The organism is Kitasatospora sp. NPDC005856 (genome assembly GCF_040629945.1).
In the GTDB taxonomy this organism is placed as follows: Bacteria; Actinomycetota; Actinomycetes; order Streptomycetales; family Streptomycetaceae; genus Kitasatospora.
In genome coordinates this window covers 13,204-29,393 of the sequence record NZ_JBEXWT010000104.1, presented here as the reverse complement: position 1 = coordinate 29,393, position 16,190 = coordinate 13,204, and the positions used below count along the sequence as shown (strand labels likewise).

Here is a 16,190-nt window from a genome sequence, read left to right as displayed (position 1 = left end):
AAACGCTCGGCTGGGAAACCCCAGCCGAGCGCCTGCATAAACTCATCGCGGCCTGATCAACCGACCACGTGTTGCAACGACCCCTAGAAACCGCCGTGTGCGACCGGGGGCTCCGGCGGAGCGGACGGGCCTACAGGCCGACCTCGCGCATCAGCTGGCCGACCTCCGGGTTGGTCAGGCGGCGCAGCCAGCCCGACTTCTGGTCACCCAGGGCGATCGGGCCGAAGTGGGTGCGCACCAGCTTCTCGACCGGGAAGCCGGCCTCGGCCAGCATCCGGCGGACGATGTGCTTGCGGCCCTCGTGCAGGGTCACCTCGACCAGGTAGTTCTTGCCGACGTTGGAGACCACCTTGAAGCTGTCGGCGCGCGCGTAGCCGTCCTCCAGCTCCACGCCCTGGGCCAGCTGCTTGCCCAGGTCGCGCGGGATCGGGCCCTGGATCGCGGCCAGGTAGGTCTTGGTCACGCCGTAGCGCGGGTGGGTGAGACGGTGGGCCAGCTCGCCGTGGTTGGTGAGCAGGATGATGCCCTCGGTCTCGGTGTCCAGGCGGCCGACGTGGAACAGCCGGGTCTCCCGGTTGGTCACGTAGTCGCCCAGGCACTGGCGGCCGTCCGGGTCCTCCATGGTGGAGACCACACCGGCCGGCTTGTTCAGCGCGAAGAACAGGTAGGACTGGGTGGCGACGGTCAGGCCGTCCACCTTGATCTCGTCCTTCTGCGGGTCGACCCGCTTGCCCTGCTCGGTGACGCGCTTGCCGTTGACCTCGACCCGGCCCTGCTCGATCAGCTCCTCGCAGGCGCGGCGGCTGCCGACGCCGGCCCGGGCCAGCACCTTCTGGAGGCGCTCGCCCTCGGGCTCGCCGAAGGTCTTGGGCAGCTTGACGGCCGGCTTGTCGTGCCGGGCGAGGACGGCGTCCTCGATCTTGGCCTGGAGCTCGCGGGAGCGCTGCGGCTGGCGGCGCGGGTCGCCCGGGGCGCCCTGGCCCTCACGGCGCGGGCGCGGGGCCGGGCCGGGGCGCCGGCCGGCGTAGCCGCCGCGCGCCGGGGTGGCGTTGGGGCCGCCGCCGTACTCGGGGCGGTCGTACTTGCGCTCCTCGGGCCGCAGCGGGCGGTCCGGGTAGCGGCGGTCGTCCCGGCGGTCGTCCCGGCGGTCGTCGCGCCGGTCGTCCCGGCCGTACGAGCCGCCGCGCGAACCCGAGCCCGAACCCGAGCCGCCGCGGCCACCGCCGTACGAACCTCCGCGCGCGCCCGAGCCGCCGCGGCCGCTGCCGCCGCCGTAGGAGCTGCCGCCCCGGCCCCCGCCCTGTCCGCCGCGACCGCTCCCGCCGCCGCTGCTGTTCCTGCCGTTGCCACTGCTACGCATCAAAGTGTCCGTACGTCGTTCCGTCTGGGATGTGCGGTCGTTTCGGCCGACCTCACCGCCCCCTACCGATCGGGCCCGGCCCGACCGGCCTCGCCACTGCCGTCCGCGGCCTGCGCGGCAGCGGCGGCGACCGCCTCCGCGATCATCGTGCCCTCCAGGGACTCCGCTTCCACGTCGTCGACCTCGGGCAGGAAGGGAGCGAGCTCCGGCAGCTCGTCCAGGCCGCGGAGCCCCATCCGTTCCAGGAAGTAGTTCGTCGTCCGATACAGGATCGCACCTGTTTCGGGCTCGGATCCGGCCTCTTCCACCAGTCCTCGCTGTACCAGGGTACGCATCACGCCGTCACAGTTCACACCACGGACGGCGGAAACCCGCGATCTGGACACCGGCTGCCGGTAGGCGACCACCGCCAGGGTCTCCAGCGCGGCCTGGGTGAGGCGGGCCTGCTGGCCGTCCAGGAGGAAGCGGTCGACGGCCGCGGAACAGCTGTCCCGACTGTAGAACCGCCAGCCGCCCGCGACCAGCCGCAGGTCGAAACCGCGGCCCTGGGCCGTGTACTCGGCGGACAGCTCGCACAGCGCGGCGGCCACCTCCGCCCGGGGCCGCTCCAGCACCCCGGCGAGCCGCCCCTCCGCCACCGGCTCGTCGACGACCATCAGGACGGCCTCCAGCTCGGCCCGCAGCCCGGCGTCGGCGGGGCCCTCGCCACCGGAAGTCGGCGGGGCCGACTTCTGATGCACGACACGCGCCGCAGACGCCTCAGACGCCTCAGGCGCCACCGGCCCGCCCGGCTCCGCACGCCCGACCGGGTCCGCACGCCCGCCCGGCTCCGCGGGCCCGACCGGCTCCGCAGGCTCCACCGGCCGCACGGGCTCCACCGGATCCGGCAGCAGCTCGAAGGCCGGCTCCAGCCACTCCTCGGCCCGCGGCCGCCCCGGCAGCCCCAGCGGGCGCCGCACCGGCCGCCCGCCTTCGTTCCCGCCGCTCATCGCCGCCCGTCCTCCTCGACCTCGCGCACCTTGCCCGCCGCGCGCACCTGGCGCACGTCACCGACCTCGCCGACCTCGCCGACCTCACCGGCCGGCCGGTCGAACTCGTCCGTCACCTCGACCGCTCCCCGGCCCTCCTCGGCCACCCAGCGCACCACCAGCTCGCCGAGCGCCTCCGGCTGCTCGAAGGCGAGCACCCGCTCCCGGTAGAGCTCCAGCAGCGCCAGGAACCGGGCGACCACCACCAGGTCGTCCGGCGCGTCCTCCACCAACCGCTGGAACGAGGCCTCGCCCAGCTCGGTGAGCAGCCCCACCACCAGGGAGGCCTGCTCGCGCACGCTCACCGGCGGGGTGTGGATGTGGTCCACGTACACGACCGGTGCGGGCCTGGGCTGCATGGCCTTGGCCGCCAGCTCGGCGAGCCGCTGCGGCCCGATGCCGATGACGACCTCCGGCAGCAGTTCGGCCTGCCGGGGCTCCAGGGCGGCGCTCCGGGGCCGGCGCAGCAGCTCGGCCGCCCAGCGTTCGCCGAACAGCGCCGCCGCCCGCTTGTACGCCCGGTACTGGAGCAGCCGCGCGAACAGCAGGTCACGGGCCTCCAGCAGGGCCAGGTCCGCCTCGTCCTCGACCTCCGCCACGGGCAGCAGCCGGGCGGCCTTGAGGTCGAGCAGGGTGGCGGCCACCACCAGGAACTCGGTCGCCGCGTCCAGGTCCCAGTCCGGGCCCATCGCCCGGATGTGCGCCATGAACTCGTCCGTCACGGTGGCCAGCGCCACCTCGGTGACGTCCAGCTTGTGCTTGGCGATCAGGCTGAGCAGCAGGTCGAAGGGACCCTCGAAGTTGTCCAGCCGTACCCGGAAGCCGCCCCGCGACTCGTTCTCGCCCTCGGTCGCACTCGCCGCGGCGACGACGGTGTCGGTGGCGGTGGCAGTGGCGGTGGCAGTGGCAGGGACGACTGGCGGTCCGGCGGTACTGGGCATGACGGTCCATCTTCACCCGGCCCCGCCCCGGCCCCGCGCCGGGGGCCGCCGACACGCCGTCCCACCGGGCCCCGGACCGACCTCCGTCCGACCTCCACCGGGCGTCCGAATGGGCGCCCACGGGCCCGTACGAGCCCCTCGGCACGCCCCCCGCCCCCGCCCCTCCGGACCGGCCACAGAGTTCCGCCAACAGGTCCCGCCCCCGGGGAACGCCCCTCCGGAGCCCGACAGGGCCCCGGCACGGCCTCCGATACGGCCCTTCGGCCCCGAGGCCTCGCCCGGTCCCGCGCAGCGCCTCCTCGGCCTCTCACGGCCTCTCGCGGCCCCTCCGGGCCCCGTGCGCCTCCGACGGCCCCGCCACCCGCCCGGCGGCCTCCCCACGCCGGGCCCGCGGCCCTCTCGACGTCCGGCGGTACGAAACCGCCCCCCGACGCCCGGGCGGTGCGGACCGCCCCCCTCGACGCCCGGCGGAAACCGCCGGCCGTCCTCGCCCGCCGCCTACCGGCCGCGCAGGCGCCGAACCAGGATCGAGGCCTCGCCGCGCTGCTCCAGGTCCGCCAGGACGACCGCGATGGCCTCCCGGACGATCCGCCCGCGGTCCACGGCCAGGCCGTGCTCGCCGCGCAGCACCAACCGGGTGTGCTCCAGGTCCATGAGCTCCTCGGCGGACACGTACACCGTGATCTTCTCGTCGTGCCGCTCGCGCCCGCTGGGCCGGCGCGGCGCGCGGCCGCGCGGCCGGGCACGACCGGCGGCACCGGGCTGCTCCTCGGCTGCGCCCTGGTGCGTGCGGGCCGCCGGGCCGGAGCCGGCTCCGCGGCCGCCCTGGACGGCCCCGGCCGCGGCGGCACCTGCGGCGGAGCGCTGGCCGGGCGGCTGCGCGGGCCCCGGCACCGGGGCGTGCGCCTGCTGCTCCGGCGTCGCCTGCCGGTCGTCCTGGACGCCCTGGGCGGACTCGGCGCCCTCGGCGCCGTCCGGTCGGCCGTTGACGGTCCGCGCGGTCTCCGGTCTGGATGCCTCGGCGGCCGGACGCGGCGCGAGGGAGGGCGACAGCGCCATCCCTCCCGTGGTCCGGAACAGCTCGTCGGCACCCGGGAGACTCACTCGGCGGGGCGGCACCGGTCGAGCACCTCCCTGGCGAGCTGGCGGTAGGCGGCGGCACCGACCGAGTTGGTCGCGTACGTCGTGATGGGCTCGCCGGCGACGGTGGTCTCCGGGAAGCGCACGGTCCGCCCGATGACGGTGTGGAAGACGTGCTCGCCGAACGCCTCGACGACGCGCGCCAGCACCTCGCGGCTGTGCACGGTGCGCGAGTCGTACATCGTGGCCAGGATGCCGTCCAGGCGCAGCTCGGGGTTGAGCCGCTCGCACACCTTCTCGATGGTCTCGGTCAGCAGCGCGACACCGCGCAGCGCGAAGAACTCGCACTCCAGCGGGACGATCACGCTGTGAGCGGCCGTCAGCGCATTGACCGTCAGCAGGCCCAGCGAGGGCTGGCAGTCGATGATGACGTAGTCGTAGTCGGGCAGCAGCGGCTTCAGTGCGCGCGCCAGCGCGGACTCCCGGGCCACCTCGCTGACCAGCTGCACCTCGGCGGCGGAGAGGTCGATGTTGGAGGGCAGCAGGTCCATCCCGGGGACCGCCGTCTTCAGCAGCACTTCATCGGCCGTCAGGCCCCGCTCCATGAGCAGGTTGTAGACGGTGACGTCGAGCTCCATCGGGTTGACGCCGAGGCCGACCGAGAGCGCGCCCTGCGGGTCGAAGTCGACGAGCAGCACCCGGCGGCCGTACTCGGCCAGCGCCGCGCCCAGGTTGATGGTCGACGTGGTCTTGCCGACGCCGCCCTTCTGGTTGCACATGGCGATGATCTGGGCGGGGCCGTGCTCGGCGACCGGCGCGGGGATCGGGAAGTACGGCAGCGGACGGCCGGTCGGGCCCACCCGCTCGCGGCGCTGTCGCGCGGCGTCGGGGGCCAGCGTGGCGGCGTACTCCGGGTCCGGCTCGTACTCGGCGTCCGGGTCGTCGTAGGCGCCGTAGGCGAACTCGCCGTAGGCCAGGCCGTAGGCCGCCAAGTCGGCGTCGTGATCGGTCACCGTGGTCACCTGTGCTGTGGTCTGGCGTGCTTCGAAGGTACGGAGTGCGACCGAGCCGACCTCGGCCGAGCCCACGGAGGGCTGCCGGGCCCCGGGCTCCTCACTCGGCTGGCCGGCGGTGAGTTCCGCCAGTCCTGGCTGACCACCCCCGGGAGCAATTGTCGACTCATTCACAAGTCGTCTTACCTCCTTGGGCATCCAGGACTCTATGTCGATTCGTCAGCGTGGCAGCATGCCGACGGTTTGCGACTCTAGGCCGTTCAAGGCGTTCGCAGCAACACAATCCACGGTAGTGGGCCGGATGTGTCGAGTATCGAGCGGGCCGCTGTCAAGGGATGAGAGGGTCACCGGCCCCGACGTTTCTGCGGTCGGGTGACGTGACCGACAGATATTGACGACAGAGCGACCCGGCCGGTCGACCCGCTGATCACGGGCACGGCGAAGCCCCCGACTCGAAGGGATCGGGTCGGGGGCGAACGACCGCCTGGCGGTCAGGGGGTTCAGGCGAGCACGCTCTCCAGGGAGACCGACTCCAGGCCGAAGGCCTCGGCCACGGCCGGGAAGGTGATCTGGCCCTCGTGCACGTTCAGGCCCTTGGCGAGCGCGGCGTCGCGGCGCAGCGCATCCTTCCACCCGCGGTTGGCCAGCTCCAGCACGTACGGCAGCGTGGCGTTGGTCAGCGCGTAGGTGGAGGTGTTCGGGACGGCGCCCGGCATGTTGGCCACGCAGTAGAAGACCGAGTTGTGGACCTTGAAGGTCGGCTCGTCGTGCGTGGTGGCGTGCGAGTCCTCGAAGCAGCCGCCCTGGTCGATGGCGATGTCGACCAGCACGGAGCCCGGCTTCATGCGGGAGACCAGCTCGTTGGTGACCAGCTTCGGGGCCTTGGCGCCCGGGATCAGCACGGCACCGACGACCAGGTCGGCCTCGATGACGGCCTTCTCCAGCTCGAAGGAGTTCGACACGATGGTCTTGACCTTGGTGCCGAAGATGCGGTCGGCCTCGCGCAGCTTGTTGATGTCGCGGTCCAGCAGGGTCACGTCGTAACCCATGCCGACGGCGATGGTGGCCGCGTGCCAGCCGGAGACGCCACCGCCGATGACGACGGCCTTGGCCGGGTGGGTGCCGGGAACGCCGCCCGGCAGGGTGCCGCGGCCGCCGGCCGGGCGCATCAGGTGGTACGAGCCGACCTGCGGGGCCAGACGGCCCGCGACCTCGGACATCGGGGCGAGCAGCGGCAGCGCGCCGTTCGACAGCTGCACGGTCTCGTACGCGATGGCGGTGGTGCCCGAGGCGACCAGCGCGTCGGTGCCGGCCCGGTCGGCCGCCAGGTGGAGGTACGTGAAGAGGGTCTGCCCCTTGCGCAGCCGGTGGTACTCGGAGGCGATGGGCTCCTTGACCTTCAGCAGCAGGTCGGCGGTGGCCCACACCTCGTCGGCGGTGGGGAGGATGGTGGCGCCGGCGGCCACGTACTCCTCGTTGGGGATCGAGGAGCCGACACCGGCGTTGTCCTCGATGTAGACCTCGTGTCCGTTACGGACCAGCTCATGCACGCCGGCGGGCGTGATGGCCACGCGGTACTCGTGGTTCTTGACCTCGCGGGGGATGCCGACCTTCACGGCTAAACACGTCCTCTTGCCATGGGGGTCCCGACCGGAGAAGACCGGTGGGCGACGCGCACGTGGGGAAGCCTCCGGGGCAGCCCGGGGCGGGATCGCTGCGCGACTGAGTCCGAGTGTAATGAAGCCCAGTCGGCGTGTCAGCCTTCCAAAGTGAATAATTTCCCCGCACGCATTGGCAGGTTCGTAGGCTTCCCCTGCGACTTATCCGCCAAAGACGCCCAACCCGGACATCTTCGACAATACCCCCGAAGGGGCCGTCACCACCCGGCGTCCACGCGTTCCCGCAGGTCCGCGAGGGCCGCTCCCACCGTCTCCCGGCCCCGCTCGTCGCCCAGCCGGCGCAGTACCGCGAGCGCGGCCCGGTACTCCCGGTCGGCCTCGTCGAAGCGGCGCTGCGCGGTGTGCGCCTCGGCCACCCGGGCCAGCAACCGGGCCTCGGCCGCGTGGTCCCCGAGGGCCTGCCGCAGGCCGAGCGCCCGCCCGTACCAGTCGGCGGCCCGCACCGCGTCGCCCAGCGCCCGGTGGCAGTTGGCGGCGCTCTCCAGGGCCCGGGCGCAGAGCGGTTCGTCGTCGGCCCGGCGGGCGTGCTCCAGCGCGGCCCGGTAGTGGACGGCGGCCGGCTCCCAGCGGCCCGCCGAGGCCTGGAGGTCGCCCAGGTTGAGCAGCGCGGCCGAGGCGCGGCGGGGCCGACCGTTGCGCTCGGCGACGGTCAGCACCAGCTGGTGCAGCCGGTAGAGGTCGGTGGGGGCGGCGGCCCCGGTCAGCGGCAGCGTGCGCAGCAGCGCGGTGACCAGCCGCCCGGCCGAACCGTCCAGGTCGCCCTGACCGATCGCGTCGGCCACCGCGCCGAGCAGCAGTTCCCGCTCGCCGAGCAGCCAGTCGCGGGCGTGCGCGGCCGAGCGCAGCCGCAGCGGGGCGGGCAGCGGTTCCGGTCCGGGGCCGGCCGCCGGGTCGAGCAGCGCGCGGGCCGACTCGGTCAGCCGGACCAGCCGCTCCAGCAGCCGGGCCCGGGCGAGCTCGGTCTCGGTGGGCCGGTCCTCCTGCTCGCGCAGCCGGACCAGCCGGGGGTAGAGCCGCCCGGGCACCCGGTAGCGCGGGGTCCCGTCGGCGGCCGGCGCCTCCTCCCCGAGCAGCTCCTGCTCGGCGAGCGCGGCCAGCGTCGCGGCCGCGTCCGGCACCGGGCAGCCGACCAGCGCCGAGGCGGTGCGCGGGTCGGTGGTCTGCGCCGGGGCCAGGGTGAGGGCGCGCAGCATCCGGGCCTGGGCGGCCGGCAGCCCTCGGTACAGCAGGGTGAACGCGCCGAGCAGCGGGTCGTTGTCCGGGACGGGCACCGGCTCGGCCGGTTCCGGGCCGGGCTTCACCCAGCCCGCAGGATCACCGGCCGTCTCGGTCACCACGGCAGCGGCACCGGGAGCAACGGGGGCACCGGGAGTACCAGGCGCACCGGCACCGGCCGTGGACTCACCGATCCGGCCCTGCGCCGCCGCCTTCCCCGGGACGGGCTTCCCCTGTGCCGCCTTCCCCGGGACGGGCTTCCCCAGGACAGGCTTCCCCAGGACAGGCTTCCCTGGTGCGGGCCTCCCCGCCCCGTCCCCCTTCCTCGGCGCCCGGTCCGGCTCCTGCTGCTTCTCCCCCTGCTTCTCCTTCTCCTTGTCCTTGTCCTTCGGCACGGCGCCCGCCGCGGGCTCCGCAGGAGCCGCCGCGACCGTCGTCCCCTCCCCCACCACCCGGTTGAGCTCGCGCGCCGCCTCGGTGACCGCGATCTTCGGGTTCCCGCGCAGCCACCCCGCCATCAGCCGCAGCGCGGCCGGCCGGGAGGCGCAGGCCTCGGCCAGGTCGGCGCCGCCGACCGGGTCGCAGGAGATCCGGGTGCCGCCGACCAGGTCGGCCAGCAGTTCGCCGGAGGCCTGCCGGTCCAGCCCGCCGAGGATCACCGGGTCGATGTCCTCGATCCCGGTGAGCGGCCCGGCCGTGGTGGCGAGCACCAGGCAGCCGGGCTCGTCGGCCAGCAGCGGCCACACCTGCCCGGCGTCCCGGACGTCGTCCAGCACGAGCAGCACCCGCAGCCCGGCGAGCGCCTCGCGCAGCGCCACGCAGCCGGGCTCGTCCCGCCCGTCCTCGCCCGCGCCGGGCAGCGGCACGGCGGTCCGCGGGTCGAGCTGTTCCAGCAGCAGCCGGGCGGCCCGGGCCGGCGGCACCCGGCCCCCGTCCGGGGCGGACAGCCGGACGAACAGCACGCCGTCCGGGTAGTCGGCGGCGACGGTACGGGCGAAGCGGGCCGCCAGCACCGTCCGGCCGGAGCCGGGGCGGCCGGCCAGCACCAGCACCGGGCAGCGCCCGCTCGCCGGGCGGGCGGCGGCCGCCCGCAGCGCGGCCAGTTCGGCGCGCCGCCCGACGAACAGCGCGGGCGCGGCGGGCAGCCGCTCAAGGCCCGGAACGGCCCCGGCGGGCGCGCCGGGGCCGGGGTCCATCGTCGCCGTCTTCCTCGCCACCCGTGCCACTCCCGACGTCATCCCGCGCTCGGCATCCGACGCTCGGCTTCCGGTGCCCAGCCTCCGGAACTCAGCGGAGGCGGCCCGGGACGGGCGCCCTGTCTGCGAAGCGTAGTTCGACCGTCCGGCTCAGCAGAGGTGACATCCGGTCGTACGAATCGGCAAATCACCCCAACGACTCAACGCGGGCGGCCGGCTGTCCCCCGACCGGCCTCCTCCTGTCCGGAAGCGCCGTCTCCTGCCCGGAACCGCCGGCTCCTGTCCGGAAGCGCCGCCTCAGACCTCGAAGGGCCGGGCCGGCCAGGGCGAGTCCGCCGGGCGCAGCGCGTCCAGCCCCTCCGGGCCGGTGAGCGCGGCGTGCACCGCGAGGGCGCCGGTGACCAGGGTCGGGTTGTGCAGCTTCCCGGCCTGGATCAGCCGGATCAGCTCCGGCACCGGCACCCGGGCGACCTCGATCTCCTGCTCCTCGCCCTCGGCCGCGAAGCGCTCGCCCTCGGCCGGCGCCAGGTCGGTGGCCAGGAACATCCGCAGCGCCTCGTCGGTGCCGCCCGGGGAGGTGTAGTAGTCGGCGAGGATCCGCCAGGTACCGGCCTTGCAGTGGGCCTCCTCGTACAGCTCGCGCCGCGCGGCGTGCCACGGGTTCTCGCCGGGCACGTCGAGCAGGCCGGCCGGCAGCTCCCACAGCCGCTGACGCACCGGGTGGCGGTACTGGCGCAGCACCAGCACCCGCTGTTCGTCGTCCAGGGCGAGCACCGAGACCGAGCCGGGGTGGGTCTGGTAGTCACGGCGCGCCCAGCTGCCGTCGGGCATCCGGACCTCCTCGCTGCGCACCCCGGTGACCTTGCCCTGGAACGGGGTCCCGCTCTCCCGGACCTCCCACTCCTCGGCCATGTCGAAGATGCCCTGGCGGCCCTGCTCGTCCATCGCTCTCCCCTTTTCGTCAGTACGACACAATCTAACGCCGAACGGCGGCCCCGCGGGAATCGCGGGGCCGCCGTCCGGTGAACGACCGCTGTCGACCACGACAGCCGACCGGGCTGACCGAGGATTACTCGGAGGCCGCGGTCTTGATCTCGATGGCCGCCTTGACCAGGCCCGCGAACAGCGGGTGCGGGCGGGTCGGGCGGGACTTCAGCTCCGGGTGGGCCTGGGTGGCCACCAGGTAGGGGTGCACCTCGCGCGGGTACTCGACGTACTCGACCAGGTCGCCCTTGGGCGAGAGGCCCGAGAACACCAGGCCGGTCTTCTCCAGGTCCGCGCGGTAGGCGTTGTTGACCTCGTAGCGGTGACGGTGGCGCTCCTCGACGTACTGCTCGCCGCCGTAGACCTCGCGGACGATCGAGCCCTCGGCGAGCTTGGCCGGGTACAGGCCCAGGCGCATGGTGCCGCCCAGGTCGCCCTTGCCGTCGACGATGGCCAGCTGCTCGGCCATCGTGGAGATGACCGGGTGCTTGGCGGCCGCGTCGAACTCGGTGGAGTTGGCCTCCGGCAGACCGGCCAGGTTGCGGGCCGCCTCGATGACGACGCACTGCAGGCCCAGGCACAGGCCCAGCAGCGGCACCTTGTTCTCGCGGGCGAAGGTGATCGCGCCGACCTTGCCGTTGACGCCGCGGTCACCGAAGCCGCCGGGGATGCAGATCGCGTCGACGTCGCCGAGCTGCGCCTGGGCGCCCTCGGGGGTCTCGCAGTCGTCCGAGGTGACCCACTTGATCTCGACCCGGGCGTTGTTGGCGAAACCGCCGGCGCGCAGCGCCTCGGTCACCGACAGGTAGGCGTCCGGCAGGTCGATGTACTTGCCGACCAGGGCGACCTTGACGATGTGCTGCGGCTCGTGGACGCGGCGCAGCAGGTCGTCCCAGGTGGTCCAGTCGACGTCGCGGAACGGCAGGTCCAGGCGGCGCACCACGTAGGCGTCCAGGCCCTCGCCGTGCAGCACCTTGGGGATGTCGTAGATCGACTTGGCGTCGATGGCCGCGACCACGGCCTCCTCGTCCACGTCGCACATCATCGAGATCTTGCGCTTGATCGCCTGCGGGACCTCGCGGTCGGCGCGCAGCACGATCGCGTCGGGCTGGATGCCGATGTTGCGCAGCGCGGCGACGGAGTGCTGGGTGGGCTTGGTCTTCAGCTCGCCCGAGGGGCCGATGTACGGCAGCAGGGAGACGTGCACGAAGAACACGTTGTCCCGGCCGACCTCGTGGCGGACCTGGCGGACGGCCTCCAGGAACGGCAGCGACTCGATGTCGCCGACGGTGCCGCCGACCTCGGTGATCACCACGTCGACGTCCTCGGTCGCCATCCGGCGGATCCGGGACTTGATCTCGTTGGTGATGTGCGGGATGACCTGGACGGTGTCGCCCAGGTACTCGCCGCGGCGCTCCTTGGCGATGACGGTCGAGTACACCTGGCCGGTGGTGACGTTCGCCGAGCCGTGGAGGTTGGTGTCCAGGAACCGCTCGTAGTGGCCGATGTCCAGGTCGGTCTCGGCGCCGTCGTCGGTGACGAACACCTCACCGTGCTGGAACGGGTTCATGGTGCCCGGGTCCACGTTGAGGTACGGGTCGAGCTTCTGCATCGTCACGCGCAGGCCGCGGGCCTTGAGCAACGCGCCGAGGCTGGAGGCGGTGAGCCCCTTTCCGAGAGAAGAGGCGACACCCCCGGTGACGAAGAGGTGCTTGGTCGTCACGGCGCGGCCGTTCGCTGCCTTGCCGGAATGGGGCTGTGCCAAGAGGGGGCTCCCGTGGGTCGCGTGTCGAAGGTGACGTGGGCGGGAGGCTCGGGGTTCGCCGGGCGACGGGAGGCCGGCTAGGTGCGCGGCGCTCGTTGGGTCGTCGGTTCGGCTGGTCCGGGGCGTTTGATCCCGCCGGTCCACGGGATACCAGGGTAACAGTGACCTGGCCCCGACGCCGTTCCGGGCCGCGCGCGCCGCATCAGGGGCGCGCGCGGGGCGCACCACCGGCGCATCACACGGCGCACGCGTCACACCGGTCGCACGACCCGCCGGACCGGGCCAGAGCGCGGCATCCGCCCGGACCATGGCGGCTCCTCCGGCCGGACCAGGCGGAGGTGATCCTTCCGGACCATCCTGCGCCACGCCCTCGCGATGCACGGCATTTCCGCCGAATTGCGGCGCCACTCCGGGCTGCGCCCGCGTGCTTCGCCCCTTTCGTCCGTCGTAAGCTGCTCGGACGCATCGCCGACAGCACGAGCACGCGGAGGGCGTGGGAGGTCAGGACACTCCCGGTCCCCGATGCGCGACCGGACCTCCCCGCATTTCAGCCCGTCCCCACCCACCTCCAGGGGCTCGACCGAGCCCCGCGGACACTCCAGCAGGGCCTGCCACCACCCCCGGCGGGCCGGACGTCCCGGGGTGGACCTCCGGCCCCGCAGACCGCTCGCTCCCTCCGCTCGCCGATGCCCTGACCACATTGCGAACTGGAGATCCACGTGGCCGGCCGTATCGAGGACTACGCACTCATCGGGGACATGCAGACCGCTGCCCTGGTCAGCAGGGACGGGGCGGTGGACTGGCTCTGCCTCCCCCGCTTCGACTCGCCGGCCGTGTTCGCCGGCCTGCTCGGCACCGATGAACACGGCTTCTGGCGGATCGGCCCGGCCGAGGCCGTCCTGACCGAGGTTCCCGCTCCGGCCGCCACCACGCCCCCCGCCACCGAGGGCCGGGCCCGCATCGCCGACACCGCCGACCTGCGGGTGCCCCCGCCCACCGCCGCCGCCCCCGCCATGCCCGCCGACCGCCGCCGCTACCGGGGCGACTCGCTGATCCTGGAGCAGGAGTGGGACACCCAGGGCGGCACCGTCCGGGTGATCGACTTCATGCCGCCGCGCCCGCTGGCCGGCAAGGACGCCGTCCCCCAGGTGATCCGGATCGTCGAAGGCGTCGCGGGCACCGTACGGATGCGCTCGGCGGTGCGGATGCGTTTCTCCTACGGCCGGATCGTGCCCTGGGTGCACCGCGTCGAACAGGCCGACGGCGGCCACCGCACCGTCGCCGTGGCCGGTCCCGACTCGGTCTGGCTGGACGGCGAGGCGGAGACCTACGGTCGCGACCTCACCACCTACGCCGACTTCACCGTCACCGCCGGCGAGCGGATCGCCTTCGCCCTCACCTGGCAGGCCTCCCACCTCGACCCGCCCAGGCCCCCGGACGCCGAGGGGATGCTCGACGCCACCGCCGACTTCTGGCACGAGTGGGCCGACCAGTGCACCTACCAGGGCCCCTACCGCGAGGCCGTGATCCGCTCCCTGATCACCCTCAAGGGCCTCACCTACGCCCCCACCGGCGGCATCGTCGCCGCCCCCACCACCTCGCTGCCCGAGGACATCGGCGGCGAGCGCAACTGGGACTACCGCTACACCTGGCTGCGCGACGCCGCGATCACCCTCTCCTCCCTGCTGCGCACCGGCTACCGCGAGGAGGCCCGCGCCTGGCGCGAGTGGCTGCTGCGCGCGGTGGCGGGCGACCCGGAGAACCTCCAGATCATGTACGGCATCGCCGGCGAGCGCGAGCTCACCGAGTCCTCGCTGGACTGGCTGCCCGGCTACGAGGGCTCCCAGCCCGTCCGGGTCGGCAACGGCGCCGCCGGACAGCTCCAGCTCGACGTCTACGGCGAGGTCGTCGAGGCCCTGCACCTGGCCCACATGACCGGCCTGGTCCGCAACGACCACGCCCTCCACCTCCAGCTGCGCCTGATCGAGTACCTGGAGGAGCACTGGCAGGAGCCGGACGAGGGCATCTGGGAGGTCCGCGGCCCGCGCCGGCACTTCGTCCACTCCAAGGTGATGGCCTGGGTCGCCGTCGACCGGACCATCAAGCTGCTGGAGCAGACCCCCGAGGACGCCCCGTCCGACACCCACCTGGAGCGCTGGCGCGACCTGCGCGCGCAGATCCACGCGGACGTCTGCGAGAAGGGCTACGACCCGGAGCGCAACACCTTCACCCAGTACTACGGCGGCAGGGAACTGGACGCCTCGCTGCTGCTGATCCCCCAGGTCGGCTTCCTGCCCCCGGACGACAAGCGGGTGATCGGCACGATCGAGGCGATCCAGCGCGAACTGTCCACCGAGGACGGCTTCGTGCTGCGCTACCCGACCCACGACGAGAGCGGCAACAACGTCGACGGCCTCTCCGGCCACGAGGGCGCCTTCCTGGCCTGCTCGTTCTGGCTGGCCGACGACCTCGCCATGATCGGCCGGGTGCAGGAGGCCCGTGAGCTGTTCGACCGGCTGCTGGCGCTGCGCAACGACCTGGGCCTGCTCGCCGAGGAGTGGGACCCGCGGCTCAAGCGCCAGGTCGGCAACTTCCCGCAGGCCTTCAGTCACGTCCCGCTGATCGACACCGCCCTGCGGCTGACGGCCTGCGGCGCCGCGTACCTGTCCGCACAGCCGGACGGCTCGGCCGCCGACCGCGTCGAGCGGGCCACCGTCTGACCGGTGCTCCGCGGCGGCCGGAGGTCACCCGCGCTGCACCAGCTCGTCGTAGGTGCTGAGTACCTGGGCGACGGTGGCGGCCTCGTCCGGCCAGGTCTCGGCCTGCTGCCGGCCGGCCGCCACCAGCTGCTCGCGGCGGGCCGGGTCGGCCAGCAGGGCGCGCACCGCCTGGCCGAGCGCCGCCGGGTCGCCCGGGGGCACCAGCACGGCGGCGTCGCCGACCAGTTCGGGGATGCCGCCGACGGCGGTGGCGACGACCGGCACGCCGGCCCGCATCGCCTCCTGCACCACCAGCGAACGGGCCTCCCAGCGACTGGAGATCACCACCACGTCGGCGGCGGCCAGCAGGTCCGGCACGTCGGTGCGGTAGCCGAGCAGCCGCACCGGCAGCTTCTCCGCGGCCGCCCGCTCGCGCAGCACGCCCGCCTCCGGGCCGTCCCCGGCGAGCAGCACCAGCGGCTCCGGGTCCAGCGCGGACAGCTCCCGGGTGGCGTCCAGCAGCAGCCCGAACGCCTTCTGCGGGACGAGCCGGCCGACCGCCAGCACCAGCGGACGGTCCGGGTCCGTGCCGAGCAGCGCGGTGCGCGCCCCGGTGCGGGCGAGCCGCCCCTCGGGCATCGGCGGGGCGGCCACCGGGCCCAGCCGGGCGTCGGTGGCGCCCAGTTCGCGGGCCCGGGCGACCAGGTCGGAGGAGGCGCCGAGGACCAGGTCGGCGGCGCGGGCCACCCGGCGCTCCATCAGCCGCTGCAGCCGGCGTTCCATGCCGGTGGCCAGCAGCGCGTGGTGCGAGGTGACCACCAGCGGGGTCTCCGGGCGCAGGCCGGGGAAGCGGCCGGCGGTGCGCAGCGCCAGGTCGGACAGCAGCCCGGCGCGCAGCCCGTGGGCGTGCACCACGTCGGCGCCGGTGAAGGCCCGGCGCAGCTCGCCGATCGCGGTGGCGTCGCTGCGGGCGCCGGCGGTGGGGGTGATCTCGACGGTGTGGAGCCTGGCACCCGTGCGGGAGAAGCCGAACAGCGCGTCCGTGCCGGTCGGCGCGCAGACCGTGACGTTCACCCCGTGCGCGACCAGGCCCTGGGCCAGGGAGCGCACGTGCGCACCGATGCCGCCGGTGCTGGCGGCCAGGACGAGTACCACGTGCAGCTGCCCCGGTTCGGGGACGGCCGCGGTGGCCCGGGCGGCGGAATGGTCCACGTCGTCTCGCATCCGACT

11 protein-coding genes are annotated in these 16,190 nt (G+C 74.0%); 1 reads left to right on the top strand and 10 read right to left on the bottom strand.

Annotation, left to right across the window (positions count from 1 at the left end):
- Window positions 1-130 precede the first annotated feature (130 nt).
- The 9 genes from ABZ449_RS36475 to ABZ449_RS36435 all read right to left on the bottom strand — a co-directional run bounded on the left by ABZ449_RS36475 (window position 131) and on the right by ABZ449_RS36435 (window position 12,261).
- The gene (locus ABZ449_RS36475) at window positions 131-1,360 is read right to left on the bottom strand and encodes a pseudouridine synthase (protein WP_360354783.1); all 1,230 of its coding nucleotides are present in this window, start codon (window positions 1,358-1,360) and stop codon (window positions 131-133) included.
- Between the two features lie 62 nt (window positions 1,361-1,422).
- On the bottom strand, window positions 1,423-2,100 hold the full coding sequence (gene scpB / locus ABZ449_RS36470; protein ID WP_360354781.1) for an SMC-Scp complex subunit ScpB: 678 nt from the start codon (window positions 2,098-2,100) through the stop codon (window positions 1,423-1,425).
- A gap of 245 nt (window positions 2,101-2,345) precedes the next feature.
- Window positions 2,346-3,329 (bottom strand): segregation/condensation protein A, encoded by a 984-nt coding sequence (locus ABZ449_RS36465; RefSeq protein ID WP_360354778.1) that lies wholly within the window; start codon window positions 3,327-3,329, stop codon window positions 2,346-2,348.
- A gap of 498 nt (window positions 3,330-3,827) precedes the next feature.
- Window positions 3,828-4,388 carry a hypothetical protein gene (locus ABZ449_RS36460; protein ID WP_360354775.1) on the bottom strand — a complete coding sequence of 187 codons (561 nt, stop codon included), beginning with the start codon at window positions 4,386-4,388 and terminating at the stop codon, window positions 3,828-3,830.
- Window positions 4,389-4,429: 41 nt separating this feature from the next.
- The gene (locus ABZ449_RS36455; RefSeq protein WP_360354773.1) at window positions 4,430-5,596 is read right to left on the bottom strand and encodes a ParA family protein; all 1,167 of its coding nucleotides are present in this window, start codon (window positions 5,594-5,596) and stop codon (window positions 4,430-4,432) included.
- A gap of 326 nt (window positions 5,597-5,922) precedes the next feature.
- Entirely contained in the window at window positions 5,923-7,038 is a 1,116-nt protein-coding gene (gene ald / locus ABZ449_RS36450) for an alanine dehydrogenase (RefSeq protein ID WP_360354770.1), read from the bottom strand.
- Window positions 7,039-7,298: 260 nt separating this feature from the next.
- Complete coding sequence (locus tag ABZ449_RS36445; RefSeq protein WP_360354768.1) at window positions 7,299-9,533, bottom strand: AAA family ATPase; 2,235 nt, start codon at window positions 9,531-9,533, stop codon at window positions 7,299-7,301.
- A 276-nt stretch (window positions 9,534-9,809) separates the two neighbouring features.
- Window positions 9,810-10,457, bottom strand: coding sequence for an NUDIX hydrolase (locus ABZ449_RS36440; protein ID WP_360354766.1), 648 nt, complete (start codon window positions 10,455-10,457; stop codon window positions 9,810-9,812).
- Window positions 10,458-10,581: 124 nt separating this feature from the next.
- The gene (locus ABZ449_RS36435) at window positions 10,582-12,261 is read right to left on the bottom strand and encodes a CTP synthase (protein ID WP_360354763.1); all 1,680 of its coding nucleotides are present in this window, start codon (window positions 12,259-12,261) and stop codon (window positions 10,582-10,584) included.
- A 719-nt stretch (window positions 12,262-12,980) separates the two neighbouring features.
- On the opposite strand from ABZ449_RS36435, the gene ABZ449_RS36430 reads away from it, so the two are divergent.
- Entirely contained in the window at window positions 12,981-14,981 is a 2,001-nt protein-coding gene (locus ABZ449_RS36430; protein ID WP_360354762.1) for a glycoside hydrolase family 15 protein, read from the top strand.
- Window positions 14,982-15,005: 24 nt separating this feature from the next.
- Here ABZ449_RS36430 and ABZ449_RS36425 read toward each other — a convergent pair whose 3' ends face one another.
- A complete protein-coding gene (locus ABZ449_RS36425; protein WP_360354760.1) occupies window positions 15,006-16,184 on the bottom strand; it encodes a glycosyltransferase family 4 protein in 1,179 nt (392 codons plus the stop codon).
- Window positions 16,185-16,190: the final 6 nt, after the last annotated feature.